We start from the raw sequence: 20,426 nt of genomic DNA on the forward strand, positions 1-20,426 counted from the left end.
TTAACTAATTATATATTAATCATCATTTATAAGCAGCGCGAAATGACGTAAACAGCTCGCAATACTTATCTTTAGTTTCAATCTTTTAAGACAGCTACACTTGATTTACAACCAAATAAACAAAGTTGCATATAGTTTAGTGTAATTTTGCGATAATCGCTCTGTATCCAATTGGATGTTAATCTCATTTTGTGCAAGAAACTTAAGTCGCGCCTTTGGCACGACTTTCCAACGATTCAAAAACAGTACTCACCGCATATAGCGTGGTGAAGAACAATTGGCTTGGGGTGTGTTATGAATTCTGTCCAGATAAAAAATGTCATTTTTGATGTAGGTAATGTGTTGGTACGCTGGTCTCCAGTAGAAATCGTTCGCTTAACATTTGGTGGTTCCGTAGAATCAGAGAAAATGGCTCAGATGCTATTTTCATCACAAATCTGGAAAGATTTAAATAAAGGGACGATCTCCGAAAGGGAAGCAAAACAGCGTTATCAACGTGAACACCAAGTAACGACGGAAGAAATGGACCGCTTCTTTTATTATGTAAAACACACTCAAATATTACTTTACGGCAGTATAGAGCTGTTAAAACGAGTAAAAAGAGCCGGATATGGCGTATATGCGCTCACAGACAACATCAACGAAATTGTGGAACATCTTCGTACTACCTATGAGTTTTGGCCACTGTTTGATGGAGCAATCATCTCTTCTGAAGTTCAATTACTAAAACCACAAGCGGAGATCTACCAAACTCTACTTTCAAAGTATCAGCTTAACCCCGAAGAGACAGTATTTCTTGATGACATGCCTTACAATGTTGAAGGTGCCCGAGCAGTTGGCATGGCTGCTATTCAGTTTGAAAATGCTCAGCAATGTGAGCTCGAACTAAAAGCCATGGGGGTTAACTTCTAGAAAGCTTTCAATAAAACATAACGTTAGGGTGCATAAACAAAAAAGAGCAGTGTTGAGACTGCTCTTATCTAATGTTTTAGAACGCTAGGTTAGGAGTAAATCACGTTTTCCTCAATCCCACTAACTAATGACTGGGCGTTCTTCCAACGGAATACTTTTTCTAACACCTCTTTGCCATCAGGTGCGCGCCAAGTTCGCTCTTGATCCTCTTGACCACCAATGTGGCGATAGAATTCAATCGCAGAAATGTTTTGCGACACAACTTCTAAATAAAGACCTGTGTCTTTAAAGTACTGCTGTTGCCATTCTGCGACAGCAAGTAATAGCTGCTTACCAATCCCACGACCACGGTAACTGTCATCAACATGCAATGCGTCAATAAAGGTTCCACGCTCGAAATCATGGTTGCCGAACACACAAACAAAGCCAAGTAGCAAACCTCCCTCCTCCGCCAAGACAATGTGCTGATTGAATGGTGGGTTGGTCAAACGGGTTTGCCAAATCAGTAGTTTGTCGTCAATCGCTTCTTTCTCAAGATAGTTATCACTAAGAATGCCACGGTAATGACGCTTCCAGCTATCCGCATGAAGATGCGCAATGCGCTCGTAGTCCTTATATTCCGCTAATCGTAAATCCATTACGTATTCCTATTTTCTTACATTTTTGCTTCTTTATAGAGTCTCGGTATATTCCACCTTTATAACACTTGTTTCTTGGCAGATTTTATACACCTTAAGCCAGAGCTCATTTTTTAATACTACTCATTATTCAATTAAAAGCAAAATATCCCATCAAGTTCCTTAATCTACACCCAAAGGAATAGTCACATTTGTCTAACTTTAATTTGACTTACATGTGTACGCTGATATTCTGGCGAACAGTTGTTAGCTCAAAGTTAGGGATACACCTGTGACTCAAAACAAACCACCTGTTATCTGGTTGAATACATTAATATTTTCTGCCAGTTTTGTTCTAACTTTTATTGTAATGCCTTGGTATGCATATCATTTTGGACTGGGTTGGGAACATCTAATTTGGGGAGTGATTGCATTTAGTTTTACTAACCTTTCTATTACAGCAGGCTATCATCGTCTCTGGAGCCACAAAACATACGAAGCTCATCCTATTTTGCGCGCCATTTTTGCGATTGGAGGAGCATTTTCTTTGCAAAATAGTGCATTACATTGGTCTTCTGATCATCGTGTGCATCACAAACATGTCGACAATAACGATAAAGATCCGTACTCAGCCAAGCGGGGTTTTTGGTATTCTCACATTGGGTGGATGTTACGTGATTACAATAAATCAAAGGAAAACGAATATACAAACTGCCGTGACCTAAAGCGCGATAAAATCGTCATGTGGCAGCATAAGTATTATGTTCCACTTGCCCTACTGACTAATATTGGTTTCCCAGTAATACTAGGACTGATATACGGTGATATCTGGGGGATGTTATTGGTCGTTGGTGCAGCTCGACTCTTTATGAGTCACCATACAACTTTTTTCATTAACTCCCTCGCACATATTTGGGGTAAGCAAACTTTCACAGACAAAAACACTGCTCGCGATAATGGTGTACTCGCCTTTTTCACATTTGGAGAGGGTTACCATAATTTCCATCATATTTTCGAGAATGACTATCGCAATGGCGTGTATTGGTGGCATTACGACCCAACGAAGTGGTTGATAAAGTCATGTTCTTGGCTAGGACTCACATCTAAGTTGCGCACAACGCCTACATTTAGAATTGAAAAAGCCCGTGCGAGTCAACTTTTGAAGAAAGCAAGAGAAAAGCTAGAATCGAAACCGAACACGCAAACGATCCTCGATCAGCTACAGCAAGAGTTTGATACTTTAGTTCATCACATGCAGGAATACTACGAGATGCGCAAAGAAGTACTCGGTGCCAAAACTGCCAGTGTGGTAAAAAAATACGAATGTTCTGTAACAAAAATGAAGTATCAGCAAATTAAAGCAGAGTTCGAACGGCAGCAGCGTAGTTGGAACCTTATGGTTCGTCGATACGCATAGTTTATCCTCATTCTTACGATTACTTAGCTTCGCTTCGGCGAAGCTTTTTTGTTGTGAAGAGTGTTTTCCAATAATTGCTTATTGAGTAAAGTCTTTTTCCTATTGTGAATCAATTCACTCATTATTCATTCACTTTCCTAGTCATATTTTCCTTCCTATAAATAGCTTCAAACCAGCACATAACACTTAGAAAACCAAATTCCAACAATACAATCTAACGAAATTATTTATTAAATTATTATTTGTCTCAGATCATGCAAGCCCCATATTTGTCTCGTGCCACAGCTAAGAATTCTGTAAATTCCTTGTCATAAACTGAAACAGTTTCTTTCTTTTTTACATAACATTCGGAGATCCCTATGTTAGAGCTCTTAATTGGCTTAGTGGTTACCATTGCGGTGGGTTACTTTATTGTCAAAGGCTATAAAGCTGCAGGCGTGTTACTGACAGCTGGTATTGCTTTACTTCTTATGACTGGCGTTTTGGGGCACGACGTGCTGCCGTCAAAAATCACCTCAACTGGTAACATGGTGACAGATGCGCTTGAATACGTGAAATACATGCTTCAATACCGCGGTGGCGGTCTTGGTATGCAAATCATGCTGCTTTGTGGTTTTGCGTCATACATGACTCATATCGGCGCGAACAACGTGGTAGTGAAACAGTTCTCTAAACCGCTTTCTGTCATCAAGTCTCCTTACGTCCTTTTGGTAGCGGCTTACATTGTGGCGTGTTTAATGTCTCTTGCGGTAAGTTCTGCAACAGGCCTTGGCGTACTATTAATGGCGACATTATTCCCAATGATGGTCGCGATGGGCATTTCTCGTCCAGCAGCCGTTGCAGTGTGTGCCTCTCCAGCGGCAATCATCCTTTCTCCTACTTCTGGTGATGTTGTTATCGCAGCAGAAAAGTCTGGTTTAGAGCTTGATGTGTTTGCGGTACAAACTGTGTTGCCTGTTTCTATTTGCGCAATCATTGTCATGGCAGCGGCAGCGTTCTTCTGGAACAAATACTTAGATAAGAAAGAAAATACACCAATGGAAAAAATTGATGTATCAGAGATCAAAGCTGACGCACCAGCGTTTTATGCAGCTCTTCCTTTTCTACCTATCATCGGCGTTTTCCTATTCAACGGTCGTACCATTCCAGGACTTAGTCTAGACATCTACACTATTGTGGTTGGTTCGATTTTCCTTGGAGCTCTGATCCATTATGTTGTAAATAAGTTCGATGGTAAGAAATCACTAGAAGATTTAGATTCTTGTTACGCAGGCATGGCTGACGCGTTCAAAGGCGTTGTGATGCTTTTGGTTGCCGCAGGGGTTTTTGCACAAGGTCTGATGTCTATCGGAGCTATCGATAACCTACTTCATCTAGCAGATAATGCTGGTGCAGGCGGCGTTGCTTTAATGCTTATTCTAACTGCATTGACAGTTGCAGCAGCAATTGCAACGGGTTCGGGTAACGCGCCTTTTTATGCGTTCGTGGAGTTAGCACCATCTTTGGCTGCGAAAATGGGATTAAACCCTGCTTTCCTAATTATCCCGATGCTTCAAGCATCAAACCTAGGCCGTACTATCTCACCAGTATCTGGCGTAATCGTTGCGACATCAGGTATGGCAAACATCAGCCCGTTTGAGGTTGTAAAACGCACATCCGTTCCAGTTCTAGCAGGCCTTATCACGGTGATTATTGGTACTATGGTGCTTGTTCCAATGAGTGCCTAACGGTATTGCCACGATCAAACTAAAAGCAATATCCGAACAAAATTACGTTTAATTAAAAACGCCAGCAAATGTGCTGGCGTTTTTTTTATTCTAATGTGTTGATTTACGCTGACTTAAATCGGTCAGGAATCTTAGTGATGCTCTCTCTGTAGCTAAACCATAAGTAGGTAACGGCAAGCGAAAAGAATAAATATGAAAGTGCGAATACGATTGGAGACGTGATTAATTCCGCGGACATTCCCCACATCACACCGACTACGGTTATCGTCAACTTAGAAAGCATACCGCAAATGAGTAGGAATAAAGCAAGCTGTGGAAAGCGCGAGCTGCGAAATGCGAAGAAATAACAGCTACCTACCGCTAAAGAAGCAATAGATAAGCCCAACATAAATGAATGGATGTGGTCTGCTGATGCGATACCAGCGGATACCGAAGCCATGAGTAATAGGAACAGTTTCATAAGTCACCTCACAACAAATCTAAAAAGCATCCCTTCATAAATGAAAACTCATTTTTCACTATATTCTGCGCCTAAAATCAGCAATTACAAGTTACTTTTTTGCTCACTTAATGTACATAAAAGCTAATCAGCTTCAATTATTACAAAAGGTTAACAATTAAGAATTAAGAAACCCTTTGCATCTGATACTTACGACAGTCAGATGATAAATTCGCCATTTTTGTTACAGATGGTTAACATGGAAACATTTAGAAATTTTTTATTTGAAATGTGAACTGTGCACTCAACAGCGTAAAACCTCTCTCTCTTGACTCATCATTCGTTATTAGTGAACAAAAAATGTCACTTTTTTACAACGTTCTTACTACATACAAAACCATGAATTCACATCCACTTTTAATGTTGCAAATTATTTTATCAGTAACCGTAAAAAGAGATTCCAATCACATATTTATTGGTTATAATCCGCGCTCATTGCGTTAAACGTTGAAAAACGCAAACTAATTTTGAGAAAAAACATCTTTAAACCAACCTTCTTTGCGGCATTGCCAATAAGAGGAAAAACTGAGAATAAAAATGAGCAAGATTGATAAAGCTATGCGCATCCTGTTAGCAGGGTTCTGTATCAACCTTTGTCTTGGCATCCTGTATGCTTGGAGTGTATTCAACAAGGCACTGGTAACTGAATCAGGCTGGAGTGCTGCAGAAGCTTCTGCACCTTACGCAACTGCAACCATCACTTTCTCTATCTGTCTTCTTATTGCAGGTATTCTCCAAGACCGCATGGGCCCTCGAATGATCCTTATCCTAGGTACTGTTCTTACAGGTCTGGGCATGATCGCGTCTGGCTTTGTTGACACTCCACTCATGCTGAACATTACCTTCGGTGTGATCACAGGTGCAGGTATCGGTTTTGGTTACGCATGCCTATCACCTTCTGCGATGAAGTGGTTCCACGCTTCGAAGAAAGGTATGGTTAACGGCATTATTGCGGCAGGTTTTGGTCTAGCGGCTATTTACCTTGCGCCAGTAACTTCTGCGCTAATAGACAGCATGGGCATTCAAACTAGCTTTATGGTTCTTGGTGTTGGTATCCTAGCGATTGCGGTTCCTCTTGCAGCAACCATCAACAACCCACCAGCAGACTACACACCTGCGGAGCCTAAAGTAAAAGAAGGCCAAGCACCTAAAGCGGTGAAAAAGTCAGATGACTTAACTTGGAAAGCAATGTTGAAAACGCCACAGTTCTACTCTCTATGGATCATGTACGCGTTTGCAGCTTCTGTTGGTCTAATGATCATTGGTAACATCACGACAATCGCAAGCGTTCAAGCAAACTTGCCAAACGCGGTTTACCTAGCGTCTATTCTTGCTGTATTTAACTCTGGCGGTCGTGTTGCCGCGGGTATGCTTGCAGATAAAATCGGCGGTGTTCGTACGCTTCTACTCGCGTTCGTTCTACAAGGCGTAAACATGGTGCTGTTCGCGACGTTCGACTCTGAGTTTACACTGATCATCGGTACAGCAATCGCAGCGGTAGGTTACGGCACACTTCTAGCGGTATTCCCTACTCTAACGGCTGAGTTCTACGGTCTGAAAAACTACGGCACTAACTACGGCGTGCTTTACACAGCATGGGGTATCGGTGGTGCAATCGGCGCAGCGGTTGTTGGTTTCTCGATGACAAATGGCGACGGCTACACCTTGGCTTACACCATTTCTTCAGCAATGATGGCAGTATGTATCGTACTAGCGTTCATCACTAAGCCATTGTCTGAAGCGAAAGTAGCACAGCTAAAAAACGCATAATTGCGAATTGATTTGATAGCGAAAAGGCTTAACCTATGGGTTAAGCCTTTTTTGTTATCGGTCGTTTATGGAAAGCCCTATCGAACTTGCACCAGACTACTATCTAGAGAACTTCTTCAAGCTGACTCATCACGCAATAACTTGGTACAGCGATTTACTGACCAAGGAAGAACACGCATGGCTTTGCTCGTTTGATTCTTTGAGCAAACACGCCCAGTGCCTTTTGGTGCGTTTATACAGCCGAAAGGGATGTTGGTTTCGAAGTGATAAGCTGAGTTATCAAGAAATACCTTCTATCAATGAAGCACTGGCAGAATTGAGTCAGCATGAGTTTGTAGCCCTTTCCCCACCCCTTTCTCATCAAGAGTTAGCGGCTAATTTACTGACCAAACCAGAAATCTCCGCGCTTTATCCCGAACTGCCGAAATCACTCAAGAAAGACGCCCTTGTCGAACATTTGAGTAATACGGAATTTGATCGTATAGAGCGGCTTGAGTTTACGATCGTCAAACTCAATTCTGCTCATATGATCGACGTGTTACTCACTCTGTTTTTTGCCAACACCCATCAAGACTTAAGTCAGTTTGTGCTTGATGACTTAGGTTTGCATCAGTTCGAGCAATATCAATTGAGTAAAGTGCGCCGTTTCTTTGATTCACGTGAGCAAATAGACCGCTTAATTGAACTGAGCCAGTTGGCCAACCTGTACTGGCAATTTGACCGAAAAGACAAAGCCAATCTCGACTTATTAATTGAGGCAATGCCTCAGCCCGTTAAACACCGTTACGTAGATCGTAAACGCGAGCACATGTTGAATGACATAGCACGTGATTACGAACGGCTTAATGATCTAGAGACCGCCCTATCTCTATTTGGCCAAACTCAACTCACACCGAGCCGAGAACGACGCGCACGTATCTATGACAAATTAAACCATGATGATTTATTTTGTGACATTGTCACAGATATGCTTAACTCACCGATCGATGTGTCTGAGCTCGAAGTTGCACAAAAACTTGAGCAACGGTTAAAACGAAAACAAGGCGAGAAAGTGCCAAGAGTGACGAAGCCAACCTGTACGGAATACCGCCTTGAACTGGATTTATCTCAACAGAGAGTCGAACTCGCCAGCAAAGCGTATTTTGAGTCCTTAGGCTGGACTGTATTTTACGCCGAAAATGCACTGCTTAATGCATTACTTGGTCTCACTTTTTGGGATGCGATTTTTGCTCCTATTGAAGGGGCATTCATTAACGCTTATCAACACCGTCCTTTAGATTTATATCACTCGGATTTTGTTACCAAGCGCCAAGCTTTGATAGACACCGCTTTTGCCGAACTAGAAGCGGGCAACACCCAGATGTTATTGACAAAATACGATGAGAAGTTTGGCATCAGTAATCCATTTGTACATTGGAACTTAATAAGTAAAGAGCTACTCGAAACAGCACTCAACACTATCCCAACCAATATGCTGATGGCGCTGTTCAAAATACAATTGAGCGACCTTAAGCTTTACCGTAATGGGATGCCGGATCTCATTGCTTTTAAAGAAAACGAGTTCGAGTGGATTGAAGTGAAAGGCCCTGGCGATAAACTCCAGGATAACCAATGGCGTTGGATCAAAGAGTTTACTCGCCTTAATGTCCCGTTTGCGGTGTGTTACGTCGCAGCAACTTAACTTACTCTATATAAAGAGCTTGGTGTTTGTTCACTCAAACCGCCCCTCGGTTATCGCCCCTTGCTCTTTTTTCTAAACATTTTTTCGTTTCTTCACGATCGCTTCACGCTTCTTCACACAAAATGCGCTTCTACTCACTAAGTTGATTTGAAGAGGCAAAATAAAATGAACAAAACACTTCTTGCGTTACTTGTTACCTGCTCAGTTTCGGTATCTGCGGCTCCTTATGTAGGTCTGGAATATGGACTAGGCACCACTGACCATGATTTGGAACCTCACTTTTCAACTGACAACGTAACACTCAACCCAGAACTTGAGGATGGTATTTTCTCAGGCTTTGTCGGTTACGCATTTAATGACAACTGGGCATTGGAACTGGGTTACAGCCAGTTTGACCTTGATGACGGCCGTTCTAAGAACCTTGGTATCAAGACAATTGATGGCAAAGATTACCATCATGAAATGGATTGGGATTCCTCTATCACAGCCAAACAAGTCTCGCTAGCACCAGTGTTTAGCTATGCATTAAGTGATAAATGGACAACAAAATTCAAAGCGGGTTTAACTTACACGCAATACGACGCCAAGGTTGCTCAACATCAAGAATATGAGCTTGTCGCGAATGACGATGTGGAAATAAGCAACACGCTTTTCCATAGCTCGGAGAAAAACAACGAGCTAGGCGCAATGTTCTCAGTGGGTGCGGAATACAGAATTTTCCCGCAGCTCACCATAGGTGTAAACGCAAAATATCAACTAGACCGATACGCGAACACTGCATCCTTTAACGTAGGCACAACTTATTACTTCTAATATAAGGAGATGATAATGAAAAGAGTATTGTTAACATCCATGCTTGCCCTACTTTCAAGCTCGGTTTTCGCCGCGTTTAATGGTCCAGAAGTCAGTGCAATCAATACGGTGAAAGAGGCGCGCAACGCAACCGACGACAGCGCTGTAGTGCTAACCGGGCATATTGTTCAATCATTTGGTAACGAGACTTACTTGTTCAAAGACAACACTGGTGAGATCGAAGTAGAGATCGACAACGAAGATTGGATGGGTCAAGAAGTGACACCAAAAGATACCGTAATGATTCGAGGAGAGGTTGACGCAGATTGGACAACTACGCAGATAGACGTTGAGACCATTCAAAAACGTTAAGAAGTTGACGATACCTCAACACAAGCAACACAGCCACATTTTAGTGGCTGTGTTAAGCAATAATCATGGAGAACGCTCGTTTAGCTAGTCAAGCAAGGACAATCTTGCGGTACGACTAATCGTATACTCTTAGGCTGAACATCAAATCTAATGGTTCTCGAATGATAGGGTTCTCCATCTAAATTAAGAGGTAATGGATTCGGGAAGTCTATCTCCAACCAGCTTGCTCTTGTGTACTTCACAAACTCTCCTTTCTCACTCGGGTTATTGATCTCGTCGATTACTTTAGGCAGCTCATGAGGTAAAAATGGGCGCACCAATGTTAGATCCATCAGCCCATCATTAATCATCGCTTTTGGAGCTAACTCTTGCCCACCTCCAGCAAGGCGCCCATTACAAAACGCACCGAGCAACATTTCTCCCTGATACGCACCACCTTCAATCGTTATTGTTCCGTCATATGGTTTAAAGCCAAGTGCTTTTACAACACCAGTTAGCGTGTAAGCTCCACCGCCAAGAAAGTTTTTGAGTTCAACAGGCGTTTCTGCTGTAACTTCTGCGCCAAACCCTGCTGTTGCCACGTTAATAAAGCAGCGATCGTTCGCTTTGACGCAATCGACCAAGGCGGACTGCCCCTCAACAGCAAGAGATAAAGACGCCTTAATGGAATTAGGTACTTGAATAGCGGTAGCAAAGTCATTGGCGGTACCAAGGGGAATAATGGCTAACTCAGGGCGTTTTTCTTCGTCAATTTGAATAACCGCAGAAGCCGCCTCATTGACGGTTCCATCGCCTCCAGCGACAACAATACGTTCAATGCCTTCATCAACCGCTTCTTTCACTAGCCGCGGCACGTCTTGAGATTCCCACGTCACACGCACCTGTACGTCGATGCCTTTTTCTCTCATTTTCATGATTGCATCTCTTAACTCTGGATTCCCAGCTTTTTTTCCGTTAAGGATGGCACGTATTGTCTTTTTCATTGCACTTCCTATTGGTTGATGACTTTTCCTGCTTGCTTAATCTGTGAACGCAACCATTGATGGGCGCTGTCGTTTGTGCGACTAGGATGCCAGATTGTGCAAAGCTCATACATTTGTTCATCAAATGGCATTGATAAAGATTTAACATGATAGGTGTTATTGAACAAGTTGATCATCGACTCTGGCATTAAACCAATGTATTCACTACCACAAATAATTGGGAGCATTTCTAGTACGCCTGAGGCTCGATACTTAATCTTTCTCTTATCCAAGTCGACAATGTCATCGGCGTTTAACAAGCTCTTACGACTCTGCCACTGCGAAACCACTACGTGTTCTTCTTCAAAAAATTGTTCAGCCGTAATCTCGTCATTCAGGCGTGGATGCGTTTCGCTACATACCACCACCAAACGCTCCGTAAGTACAGTTTCCAGTTTTAGCACCGTTCTTGCTCTTGGTGTGATATCAATGATCAAATCGTATCGTTGTAACCGCAGATCACTTTCAAAATCTTCCGTAAAAAGCGGATGTACTTCTAATGCAACATTTGGCGCCGACACACGGATTTGTTTCATGACTTGAGGTAGCAACTCAAAGCTCGCAACGGACACACAGGCAATAGAAAACACTCTATTCGACACTTTAGGGTCAAACTCACTAGAGGCCGATAATGTCGAAGTGAAATTTTGTACTGAAGCTAGAAGAGCAGGATAAATATCCATCGCAAACGAGGTAGGCTCGACACCTTTAACGCAACGATGAAACAATGGATCATCGTAGATATCACGTAGCCTTGCTAGCGCTTTACTCACCGCAGGCTGGGTGATGTTTAAACGCGCCGCCGCCCGAGACAAGTTACGCTCTTCATAGATGGCAGTGAAAATGGGAATAAGATTAAGGTCGGTCGGTTTCATGCTATTAAATTTTTCAAAAGTCACTTTCTCTATTTTAATCTAACAGCATGATCCTTCACGTAGCCAAGTGCAATAAATGGGCGGTATCGCTTGTTTTAATGAGTTTTAACTCAATTTTGACGCACTTCATTCACCACATAAACTGGCACCATAGTGCAACGTAAAGCTTGACTTAGGCTTTGCCTAGGTAAGGGGTAAGAAACTCGCTGACTTCCTCGCCGCACAAACCCGTTTCTACCTCTATACCTGCTTGTTTTAGAATCTCGATACCTCGACCACTGTTGCGCGGGTCGGGGTCCAATATGGCTACGACGACTTTGCTTATGCCGGATTTGACTAATGTCACCGCGCAAGCTGGCGTGCGACCAACAAACGAACACGGTTCCAGCGTAACGTATGCCGTCACCGATTCTAACGAGCCTTGATACGCATTCAGCGCTTCCACTTCCGCGTGATTGCCACCAATCGCTTGAGTATGACCTTCAGAAACGATTTGATTGTCTCTCACTAACACGCAGCCAACCGGCGGGTTGGGTTGACATTCAGGAAGCGCATTTTTGGACACTTCCAATGCGCGGCGCATAAACTCTTGGCTCATTTGAACTCTATTCTCTAATAAAAACGAGGCGCTATATTAGCGCCCCGTTTTATTCATTGCCATCTCTTCCAATGACTTTGTCCAGTTCTGGTAACGCTCGCGGAATACGGAATTTAAAGCGTTTTTGTTTGGTCTGGATTTTGCGCCACATCGACTTCAGTAAATGAGCGCTATTTTCACCATTTTGCATTCGCGACGCACTTTTTTGCCACGATTCACTCGTATCGGCTTTGGTCATTTCTAGCTCGGCCGTATTTAAACGCAATTGTTTGTACAATATGGTCCTTGCTTCAGACCAACGTTTAGCCTTTAACAAACGGTGGAACGTCAGCCATGCTGGTGTCGGTCTGTTGCGGTAGTAACGTTTAATGGCTACCAATGAAATAATCACAAAACCCAGCAACACAAGCGTGGAAACAATCCATTCAAAGTACGTTCTGATGAAGGACTTCAACGTGTGCTTCGCGGCAAAAGTTTTGCCCTCTAACATCACCGTTTCCACTTGCTGAGTCTTACTGTTCCACCAACGGAACTCATAATCCGGCAGGGTTAATTCACCACCTTGTTGAATCACGTACACGCTCTCTTCTGTGCGTGTTGACTGGTAATCACCACGTGTTTGCGTATCTGTAAGACGATGTGGTTGAGGGTACGCTTGGTAACGGGTTGTTGATTCTCCTTTCAACAAGTCTGGTAGCAACACAGATAGTGAATCTTGAGCCGAAATGGTGATTTTACGCGTGATTGCATCCCCAACTTTGAGTGACTCAGTGGAGGTATCCCACTCTTGCTTTACCTCTACATCTGTTGCAGCAAACCAAGGTGTCTCACCACTCAGCAGGCCCGATGGCAAGACGGTTTTGAACTTAATCGGCTGCGTGTAAAGTGTGCCTGATACCTTCTCGCCGTCCGGCGCAGACACCTGAACGCCCACTGCGACAGGTGGAACCACAAAATCACCAGAAGCTTGAGGATACAAAGTCACTTCCCAGCGTTGACGCGACCAAGTTTGCCCCTCTTTTTGCTCAGTAAAGTTGGTTGCTAGTTGATTACGCTGTTTGGCGATAACATTGGGTATTTCAATATTGCCAATTCTCGTACCACCCGTAAACCAACGCGGCGTTGCCACTTCGATGGTTAAAATAACTTGCTCATTGACGCTAAAACTTGGTGTTTTACGCTTCTCTCCAGCCGTTGGTTGTTTACCAACCCACGCTTGTAACTCAACTCCATGCTTTCGTTGAACGTCACGAATATCTTGAGCCAACACACTACTGCTCAGGAGGAAGCCGAAACAGGTAACTAACCACAAGGGTAAAGCAAAGTGCGTAAAACGGTGGCTTTTCATCATTGCACCGCCTCCTCTGTATTTTCGTTCGCAGTAGAGGTTGATTCTCCGGTTTCTATTGAACGCAATTGAATCTGAAACTTCGCATTTAAGAAGTATTTAGGATCCGCTTCGACTCGCTTTAACCATTTGTCGGCTAATTCTTGGCTACCTAAGATGTCGTCTGCACTTAACGTCTCTTTAATCATCAACTCCGCTGACGTTTTTTCATCCGCCCCTTCTGCGGTTTGAGGGTTATCGCCTAGCTCGGTTGATGCTTCTTGCTCCGTTCCTGCCTGACTCTCACTCATCCGGTTGATGTCCTCTACAATACCACCAATCACTTTCAAGTTATGCTCAACATCCGGTCTTAGCCTCTCGCTCAACGTTGGCTTGTTGGCTAGGGATTTTAACAAGTCACGTGCAGCCAAATATTCACGCTGACGCGCCAATGCACTCGCCGCATTATAAAGACCGTAATCTCGAACCTCTTCGGACGGGTCGTTTTGCATTTCCAAAAACGCGCTGTGCGCGAGCTCAAACTCGCTAGCGTAGTAGTACGCCGTGCCTTTGCGTAATGGATCGACAAAGTGTTTTGCAGCTTCTAAATACGCTTGTTGGTTGAACAAACGCTGTCCTTGTTGGTCTGGCGTCAGCCACAAATCCCACCACCATTGCGCCACCTTGTCGAAGGTCGTCACTTTTTGCACAACTTGTGGCTGCTCGGCTTTAACAGAAATGTTCTCCGCCATTGCACTGGTCGGCATCAACAGTGTACCGCTCATCATTACAATCACGCACCACTGCACTAACCACCCTTTTCTAAACCACAGCATCATGATCAACGCGATTGGAAACAGAAGTTGATAACCCATGTCTTTCCAAGGCATTGAAGATTCGCCATTAAGCTGCATATTGCGCTCAACGTATCGGTTCAGTTGCTCGATATCACTATTATCGACAGTCACTTCCACCAATCGACCGTTAGTCTGACTAGCCAGTTTTTGTAGAGAATCCAAATCCATTGGGTTGTTACTCACAATGTCAGCATTCCCTGCCGCAAGAATTAACAGTTGATAAGGTTTGCCCGAGAAATACGCTTGGTATTGCTCAATCGTGGCTGGATTAACGCCATCACTCACCAACAGAACGGTGGAGCCTGGTTGACCTTGCAATTGTTGATCAATTAACGGCAAGGCTTTTTCGGCAAGCTTACCTTGCACGGGCATAATTTCTGGCGTAATGGCCGCCAAAAATGGGTCAAATACTTTGCTGTCTTGAGTTATAGGCATTGCGACATGAGCACTGCCCGCGAACACGACTAAACCCGTTTTTCCGCCTTTTCGCACGGCTAGCAAATCGCGTACTTTCTGTTTGGAACGCTCAAGGCGGCTTGGTGGGAGATCTTTTTGCAGCATCGAGTCGCTGTTATCAAGCACCACAAGCATAGAGGCTTTATCTTCGCCAAAGGGAGAAGGTTCTCGTTGCCACGTTGGGCCTGCACAAATCACAATGGCGATGAACACAATCAGCATCAAGAGCTTAAGCGGCAGTTGCTTACGCCAGCCTCGCTCACCTATCGTCAAAGCATTGCGTAAATGTTCGGGCAGAATATCCTTCCAGCTTGGCTCGCTTTCTTCTCGCCAGCGTAACCACACCAAGAAAAACATGGGGATCAAAGCCAGTAACCACAGTGGTCGAATAAAATGAAACTGCGTAAAGAATTGCGTCCAACTAAGAGAATCAAACATCGCTCTCTCCTAATGATGATCGTGTAACAGCCCTTCTTTTAAGTGTTGCGACGCTGAACGCGAGCAAATGCATGATGACCACTAACGCCATCAAGTAATGGTGAAGGCTTTGTTTTGGGCGGTATGTGGTGCTTTCGTAAAGTTGAGGTTCCAGTTTGCCAATTTCATCGTAGGCAGCCGATAGTTCATCACGGTTGAGTGCTTCAAACGCTTCACCGCCGGATTCTTTCGCAATGCGATGAATCGTGTCCATATCCAACGCGGTTTCACCTATCGTTTCCGGATCGCCCATCGCAATGACGTGTACTCTCACGCCTTTGGCTTTCGCAACTTTCGCCGCATCAATCGGTTCAACAAAACTGCCCGTGTCGTTACCATCGGTTAATACAATCGCGACTTTTTCACGGTTTTGATCTTGTTCTAAAGCACCACGCGACTTATCGCTTTGCTCAAAAACTTTAATCGCTAAGCCAATCGCATCACCTAGATGGGTACTCTGCCCTGCCATTGCCACATCGGTTTGGTTAAGCAGTTCGAGCCACACTTTTTGGTCTGCGGTAAATGGCGTTTGCACGAAAGCAGCATCACCAAAAAGCACTAAGCCTAATCGGTCACCTTTACGAGACTGAACAAACTCCGACAGCACTTCTTTTGCCGCATCAAGACGAGAAATTTTTTCGCCTGTACGTGAGGTGAAATCTGGCTCGGCCATGGAGCCCGAAAGATCCACCACCACCATCACATCGCGGCCTAAACTCTCGCGAACTTGAGGCTCGCCTAACACGGTGGGTTTTGCCATCGCACACACCACCAAAAGCCATGAAAGAATTAACGTTGCTCGTTGCCACCAACTCGGGGTCAACTGGCTTGCACCTTCTGATGGCGTCTCGCCAATCGCTTCCACCAGCTGACTAAAAAACGGCACTTTGATCGCCATTTGCTTAGTGCGATATGCGGGCACCAAGTAGTACACCACCAACGGCAAGGGCAAAACCAGAAACCACATTGGGTGAGCAAATTCAAAACCTGACAAACCAGTTATCGATGCAAGAAGATCATTCATGTTGACCTCCCTGATGTGCTTTGCGTTTCAATCGTGGTGATTTATTTGCCGCGCTTTTTTGAGCATCACAACGGTGCTCACTCACCCAGTTTTTCGCACGAGCAATAAGCGTTACTCGCTCTTCGTTGGTTAGCGTAACGCTTGGGTCAACAATACTTTGTAGCCAGCACTTTGAAAGCTCATCGTTAAAAACCATTTGCGAGTTTGCTTGAGAATCTTCGGTTTGCGGATACAGCGCATCGAGCTTGCGCAGAAAGGCGGTATCAAACAATTTCGCGTTGCGGCTATCAATATGAATCAGCACTACTTTAAGCACAGAGAACAATACTTTTGGCATGTCTTTGTCGCTCGATTTGATTTGCGAAATCGCCAGTAGAGCTTCTTTTCGGTAACGATTATGCCACCATTGCCGAGCCAATCGATATACGACATACACCAATGCAATGAGCACAACCGCCGCTAAAATTTTCCAGCCAATAGTTTGCGGGTACCAACTCACGCTAGATGGTACAGCCACATCATGCAGCTCTCTGAGTATGTAGGTACTCGGAGGCGTAGGAAGATCACTCATTTAACGCCCTCCTACCAGTTTTTGGAATTGTTTAATGTGCTCACCTGTCGTATCGAGTTCGATGTGCGGAAGGTGTTTCATCGCCATAAGTTGAGAGAGTGATTGACGCTGTAAGCTAGTTCGAGCCTCAAGCTTTGCGCTCGCAGCTTCTACCTTTGCGTTGCTGTCTAAATTGAGTTGATACTGCCCATCACCAACCACCCATTTCGATTTTGCCAAATCGTCTGGTAGCGCTTGTTCTAATGGGTCACTAACCATCACTGCGAGAACATCATTGTGCTGTTGCAGCTGTTTAAGGTGATCAAGATGGTGCTCCTCGCAGTCGCTCCAGTCGCTGATAAAAATCAAAGTGGATTGCTTGAGCTTCATGCGTTTAATAAGCTCAATCCATTGACTGAACGTTACTTTTTCGGAATTGCGGGAGTCCACATTGAGCGATTGATTGGCTTTAGCGAGACGTTTAAGTTGCGCCAGAAGATCGTTTTGCGAACGCTGTGCCTTGCTGTGAAACAACGCCTGCTGGGATGCGATGACAAAACCGACTCGGTCGCCATCTTTTAATACTCGCCACCCACACATCGCTGCGATCTCTGCCGCGACAACTGATTTCATTACTTGCGTCGAAGCAAAAAACATTGTGCTTCTCTGGTCGACACACACGATTACGTTGCGATCTTTTTCTTCTGTATAGCTGCGCACGTGCGGCTTACCTGTACGCATCGTAACTTTCCAATCAAGGTTACGAATATCGTCACCCAATTGGTAATGGCGCAGCTCTTCGAAGTTCAATCCACGACCGCGAAACAACGAATTGTGTCGGCCAGAGAGTACGCTACCCGCTTTTAGATGAGGAAGTAAACTGAACGATTCTGCTTGTGCTTGCAGACATACTAAACGAGCATAATCGCAGTACAAACGGGGATCCATCCCCTGTGATGTTGGCGCAAGAGTTGGCTTAGCCATAATGCCTCCCACTTACCCAATTTCTACACAATCTAGCAGCTCTTGTACGACTCGTTGATGATCGACCCCATCTGCCAGTGCATCGTAGGTCAAAGAAAAACGGTGGCCCAATACAGACGGAACCATGGCACGCACATCGTCAGGAGTAACGTGGTCACGTCCTTGCATCCACGCATACGCACGAGCGCATTTGTCGAGTGCGATGGAAGCACGAGGACTAGAGCCAATCTCAATCCATTTTGCTAAGTTTGAATCGGCATAACGCTCTGGCTTACGAGTCGCCATCACTAACGCAACGATGTAGTTTTCCACTAGGTCTGATACCACGATGTTTGGTAACTGACGACGCGCTTCTAGCACCACGTCTGGCTCGATGTGTTTTGGCGTAATAATTTCGCTGCTGGTTTCCGCCCCCAATTCTTCACTGCGCACCAAACGAATGATGTCACGTTCGGCGTCATCTTCTGGATAATCGACGGTAACCTTCATGATAAAGCGGTCCATTTGCGCTTCTGGCAGCGGGTACGTGCCCTCTTGCTCTACAGGGTTTTGCGTTGCAAGCACCATAAATAAGTCTGGCAATACGTGAGTTTTATCGCCTACCGTGATTGTGCCTTCGGCCATGGCTTCAAGCAGTGCCGCTTGTACTTTGGCTGGTGCACGGTTGACCTCATCAGCAAGTACAATGCTGTTAAAAATTGGCCCTGGCTGAAAGTGTAGTTGCGGCTTGCCATCCAGCTCTTGATAAACCTCAGTGCCCGTCACATCAGATGGTAAAAGATCCGGCGTAAACTGGATTCGACCAAAACTGGTGTTTAACAAGTTCGCCAACGATTTTACGGAACGTGTTTTTGCCGTTCCCGGTAAACCTTCTAGCAGAATATGCCCATTTGTTAATAACCCGATGACTAAAGCTCGAACCACGTGGCTTTGTCCAATGACGCTTTTTTCTGTTTGTTCGATGAGTTCTTTTATCGCTTGTTGTGCGTGGTTCATAGGATACCTTTTCAATGGTTTAAGCCGTCTTTTTGATAGTTAAGTATAAGAACAAATGAAATAACTTAAGGTTATATTCACTATGTTATCTTTGCGGTTCTTGAGATTGGAGAAGTTGTGCAAGACCAACCAACATCGGTAACGCATAATCAAAGAACATTTTGACTCCCGAACACAAATAGTTTAGACCACTCTCACCATTCGGCGTTTTGATCAAACGGTTTTTTGGGCACTCACCCCAACAATAAGGCAAGTAAGGGCATTGCTTACAATACGTCGGCAATGAATCGCGTTTTGCCATGCCAAAAGTATATTGTCTTGTAGAGAAGGCCATTTCATTCAGTGAGTGTTCATGAATGTTGGCGAGTTTGTATTCTGGATACACATAGTGGTCGCAACTGAACACGTCGCCATTGTGCTCAATCGCCAACCCTTTGCCACAAAACTCCGCCGTCACGCAAAGCTGAGACGGTTTCCCCATTACTTGCGCCACCGCGGTTTCAAACAGATTAACCAGCACACGGCCAAGATCGTTATTCACCCACTCTTCAAAGGTCGCCATTAAAAAGCGTCCCCAGTCTTCAGGATCGACTGACCAATCCGTTACAATCGACATTGGATGCCCCGGTTTAGCCAGATCACTGCCTTTGGTTGGGATCATCTGTTCGTTCCAAAACTGCGGCGCGGTTGTTTGGAAGTTGTTGGCTTCTACCACCGGCGCAAACTGAATATAAGTCACACCCAATTCTTGGGTTAAAAATCGATATACTTCGAGCGGGTATTTCGCATTGTGACGATTCACCGTGACCAACGCGTTGAATTTCACGCCATGCGCTTTGAGCTTATCTACCGCTTTCATCACGAGATCAAACGTTGGCTTACCGCTGCGGGTTTTGCGATATTTGTCGTGCAGCTCTCGTGGTCCATCAATCGACAAGCCAACTAGGAAGTTGTGCTCTTTTAAAAACGCACACCACTCATCGTTTAGCAAAATGCCGTTGGTCTGAAGGTCGTTTTCAATGCGAACGCCTTTCGGCTGATATTTCTTTTGCAAAGCTACGACATTGCGGAAATAGTCCAACCCAAGCAGCGTCGGCTCCCCGCCCTGCCATGAGAATACAATTTCTTCGCCATCCTGACTTTCGATATAGCTTTTCACGAACGCTTCCAGTGTTGCGTCGTCCATTTTTGGCTGCTTTTCTTGGTGCAGTAGATTTTCTTTATGCAGATAAAAGCAGTACTGACAATCGATGTTGCACTTTGCTCCACCTGGCTTTGCCATCACATGGAATCGACGGTCATACGCGCCCAGAACAGGCGCTTTAGACGCCGTTTTAAGAGGAACAATAGGCATAGTAGTAGAATGGCGAGGGGAAATCTTACTCATACGTTTCTCACTATTACATATACCCAAATAACCTCGTGAGCGCTGTACAGCAAAAGTGAAGCTATTTGGGTATATAGCGCTCCAAA

19 protein-coding genes are annotated in these 20,426 nt (G+C 44.5%); 7 read left to right on the plus strand and 12 right to left on the minus strand.

The annotated features are described in order from the left end of the window. Positions 1 to 294: 294 nt before the first annotated feature. Positions 295 to 912, plus strand: coding sequence for an HAD family hydrolase (locus tag R8O70_RS13590; RefSeq protein ID WP_017635351.1), 618 nt, complete (start codon positions 295 to 297; stop codon positions 910 to 912). 89 nt (positions 913 to 1,001) lie between these two features. Here the strand turns inward: R8O70_RS13590 and R8O70_RS13595 are convergent, their stop codons facing one another. Next, a complete protein-coding gene (locus tag R8O70_RS13595; RefSeq protein WP_005376525.1) occupies positions 1,002 to 1,550 on the minus strand; it encodes a GNAT family N-acetyltransferase in 549 nt (182 codons plus the stop codon). Between the two features lie 271 nt (positions 1,551 to 1,821). On the opposite strand from R8O70_RS13595, the gene R8O70_RS13600 reads away from it, so the two are divergent. Further along, entirely contained in the window at positions 1,822 to 2,946 is a 1,125-nt protein-coding gene (locus R8O70_RS13600; RefSeq protein WP_104976143.1) for an acyl-CoA desaturase, read from the plus strand. Between the two features lie 359 nt (positions 2,947 to 3,305). Then, on the plus strand, positions 3,306 to 4,673 hold the full coding sequence (dcuC, locus tag R8O70_RS13605; protein ID WP_005376528.1) for an anaerobic C4-dicarboxylate transporter DcuC: 1,368 nt from the start codon (positions 3,306 to 3,308) through the stop codon (positions 4,671 to 4,673). 103 nt (positions 4,674 to 4,776) lie between these two features. On the opposite strand, the gene R8O70_RS13610 is transcribed toward dcuC, so the two are convergent. Then, positions 4,777 to 5,133, minus strand: coding sequence for a hypothetical protein (locus tag R8O70_RS13610; RefSeq protein WP_005376535.1), 357 nt, complete (start codon positions 5,131 to 5,133; stop codon positions 4,777 to 4,779). A gap of 576 nt (positions 5,134 to 5,709) precedes the next feature. Between R8O70_RS13610 and R8O70_RS13615 the strand changes: the two genes are divergently transcribed. The 4 genes from R8O70_RS13615 (at position 5,710) to R8O70_RS13630 (ending at position 9,787) form a co-directional block, all read left to right on the plus strand. Continuing rightward, entirely contained in the window at positions 5,710 to 6,942 is a 1,233-nt protein-coding gene (locus tag R8O70_RS13615; protein WP_017635352.1) for an OFA family MFS transporter, read from the plus strand. A 67-nt stretch (positions 6,943 to 7,009) separates the two neighbouring features. After that, complete coding sequence (locus R8O70_RS13620; RefSeq protein WP_053307626.1) at positions 7,010 to 8,623, plus strand: VRR-NUC domain-containing protein; 1,614 nt, start codon at positions 7,010 to 7,012, stop codon at positions 8,621 to 8,623. Between the two features lie 165 nt (positions 8,624 to 8,788). Further along, the gene (locus tag R8O70_RS13625) at positions 8,789 to 9,436 is read left to right on the plus strand and encodes an AcfA family outer membrane beta-barrel protein (RefSeq protein ID WP_042520735.1); all 648 of its coding nucleotides are present in this window, start codon (positions 8,789 to 8,791) and stop codon (positions 9,434 to 9,436) included. A gap of 15 nt (positions 9,437 to 9,451) precedes the next feature. Then, complete coding sequence (locus R8O70_RS13630) at positions 9,452 to 9,787, plus strand: YgiW/YdeI family stress tolerance OB fold protein (protein WP_042520734.1); 336 nt, start codon at positions 9,452 to 9,454, stop codon at positions 9,785 to 9,787. Positions 9,788 to 9,867: 80 nt separating this feature from the next. Here the strand turns inward: R8O70_RS13630 and yegS are convergent, their stop codons facing one another. The 10 genes from yegS to R8O70_RS13680 form a co-directional block, all read right to left on the minus strand. Then, positions 9,868 to 10,770 carry a lipid kinase YegS gene (gene yegS, locus R8O70_RS13635; RefSeq protein ID WP_318184211.1) on the minus strand — a complete coding sequence of 301 codons (903 nt, stop codon included), beginning with the start codon at positions 10,768 to 10,770 and terminating at the stop codon, positions 9,868 to 9,870. Positions 10,771 to 10,778: 8 nt separating this feature from the next. Continuing rightward, positions 10,779 to 11,684, minus strand: a complete 906-nt coding sequence (locus tag R8O70_RS13640) for a LysR family transcriptional regulator (protein ID WP_053349403.1) — start codon at positions 11,682 to 11,684, stop codon at positions 10,779 to 10,781. A 172-nt stretch (positions 11,685 to 11,856) separates the two neighbouring features. Beyond that, a complete protein-coding gene (locus tag R8O70_RS13645) occupies positions 11,857 to 12,282 on the minus strand; it encodes a bifunctional diaminohydroxyphosphoribosylaminopyrimidine deaminase/5-amino-6-(5-phosphoribosylamino)uracil reductase RibD (protein WP_132937209.1) in 426 nt (141 codons plus the stop codon). A 49-nt stretch (positions 12,283 to 12,331) separates the two neighbouring features. Then, a complete protein-coding gene (locus R8O70_RS13650) occupies positions 12,332 to 13,633 on the minus strand; it encodes a BatD family protein (RefSeq protein WP_318184212.1) in 1,302 nt (433 codons plus the stop codon). Further along, positions 13,630 to 15,360: a vWA domain-containing protein gene (locus R8O70_RS13655; RefSeq protein ID WP_033906483.1), complete on the minus strand. Its 1,731-nt coding sequence runs from the start codon at positions 15,358 to 15,360 to the stop codon at positions 13,630 to 13,632. The genes R8O70_RS13650 and R8O70_RS13655 overlap by 4 nt, the downstream gene beginning before the upstream one ends. Beyond that, positions 15,353 to 16,423, minus strand: coding sequence for a vWA domain-containing protein (locus R8O70_RS13660; RefSeq protein ID WP_025767855.1), 1,071 nt, complete (start codon positions 16,421 to 16,423; stop codon positions 15,353 to 15,355). The genes R8O70_RS13655 and R8O70_RS13660 overlap by 8 nt, the downstream gene beginning before the upstream one ends. After that, a complete protein-coding gene (locus R8O70_RS13665) occupies positions 16,416 to 16,994 on the minus strand; it encodes a DUF4381 domain-containing protein (RefSeq protein WP_005376546.1) in 579 nt (192 codons plus the stop codon). The genes R8O70_RS13660 and R8O70_RS13665 overlap by 8 nt, the downstream gene beginning before the upstream one ends. After that, positions 16,995 to 17,957, minus strand: a complete 963-nt coding sequence (locus R8O70_RS13670) for a DUF58 domain-containing protein (protein WP_318184213.1) — start codon at positions 17,955 to 17,957, stop codon at positions 16,995 to 16,997. Positions 17,958 to 17,969: 12 nt separating this feature from the next. Further along, on the minus strand, positions 17,970 to 18,953 hold the full coding sequence (locus tag R8O70_RS13675; protein WP_005376549.1) for an AAA family ATPase: 984 nt from the start codon (positions 18,951 to 18,953) through the stop codon (positions 17,970 to 17,972). An 85-nt stretch (positions 18,954 to 19,038) separates the two neighbouring features. Beyond that, positions 19,039 to 20,340: an anaerobic sulfatase maturase gene (locus R8O70_RS13680; RefSeq protein ID WP_025767858.1), complete on the minus strand. Its 1,302-nt coding sequence runs from the start codon at positions 20,338 to 20,340 to the stop codon at positions 19,039 to 19,041. Between the last annotated feature and the right edge of the window lie 86 nt (positions 20,341 to 20,426).

The organism is Vibrio sp. 779(2023), assembly GCF_033344285.1.
Lineage (GTDB): Bacteria > Pseudomonadota > Gammaproteobacteria > Enterobacterales > Vibrionaceae > Vibrio > Vibrio alginolyticus.

Excerpts from the sequence above, each read along its gene's own strand:
- R8O70_RS13680 (WP_025767858.1), bottom strand. The coding sequence starts at position 20,340 with ATGAGTAAGATTTCCCCTCGCCATTCTACTACTATGCCTATTGTTCCT.
- R8O70_RS13620 (WP_053307626.1), top strand. The coding sequence starts at position 7,010 with ATGGAAAGCCCTATCGAACTTGCACCAGACTACTATCTAGAGAACTTC.
- R8O70_RS13625 (WP_042520735.1), top strand. The coding sequence starts at position 8,789 with ATGAACAAAACACTTCTTGCGTTACTTGTTACCTGCTCAGTTTCGGTA.
- R8O70_RS13655 (WP_033906483.1), bottom strand. The coding sequence starts at position 15,360 with ATGTTTGATTCTCTTAGTTGGACGCAATTCTTTACGCAGTTTCATTTT.
- R8O70_RS13645 (WP_132937209.1), bottom strand. The coding sequence starts at position 12,282 with ATGAGCCAAGAGTTTATGCGCCGCGCATTGGAAGTGTCCAAAAATGCG.
- R8O70_RS13675 (WP_005376549.1), bottom strand. The coding sequence starts at position 18,953 with ATGAACCACGCACAACAAGCGATAAAAGAACTCATCGAACAAACAGAA.
- R8O70_RS13665 (WP_005376546.1), bottom strand. The coding sequence starts at position 16,994 with ATGAGTGATCTTCCTACGCCTCCGAGTACCTACATACTCAGAGAGCTG.
- R8O70_RS13670 (WP_318184213.1), bottom strand. The coding sequence starts at position 17,957 with ATGGCTAAGCCAACTCTTGCGCCAACATCACAGGGGATGGATCCCCGT.
- R8O70_RS13660 (WP_025767855.1), bottom strand. The coding sequence starts at position 16,423 with ATGAATGATCTTCTTGCATCGATAACTGGTTTGTCAGGTTTTGAATTT.
- R8O70_RS13595 (WP_005376525.1), bottom strand. The coding sequence starts at position 1,550 with ATGGATTTACGATTAGCGGAATATAAGGACTACGAGCGCATTGCGCAT.
- R8O70_RS13590 (WP_017635351.1), top strand. The coding sequence starts at position 295 with ATGAATTCTGTCCAGATAAAAAATGTCATTTTTGATGTAGGTAATGTG.
- yegS (WP_318184211.1), bottom strand. The coding sequence starts at position 10,770 with ATGAAAAAGACAATACGTGCCATCCTTAACGGAAAAAAAGCTGGGAAT.
- R8O70_RS13650 (WP_318184212.1), bottom strand. The coding sequence starts at position 13,633 with ATGATGAAAAGCCACCGTTTTACGCACTTTGCTTTACCCTTGTGGTTA.
- R8O70_RS13610 (WP_005376535.1), bottom strand. The coding sequence starts at position 5,133 with ATGAAACTGTTCCTATTACTCATGGCTTCGGTATCCGCTGGTATCGCA.
- R8O70_RS13640 (WP_053349403.1), bottom strand. The coding sequence starts at position 11,684 with ATGAAACCGACCGACCTTAATCTTATTCCCATTTTCACTGCCATCTAT.
- R8O70_RS13630 (WP_042520734.1), top strand. The coding sequence starts at position 9,452 with ATGAAAAGAGTATTGTTAACATCCATGCTTGCCCTACTTTCAAGCTCG.
- dcuC (WP_005376528.1), top strand. The coding sequence starts at position 3,306 with ATGTTAGAGCTCTTAATTGGCTTAGTGGTTACCATTGCGGTGGGTTAC.
- R8O70_RS13615 (WP_017635352.1), top strand. The coding sequence starts at position 5,710 with ATGAGCAAGATTGATAAAGCTATGCGCATCCTGTTAGCAGGGTTCTGT.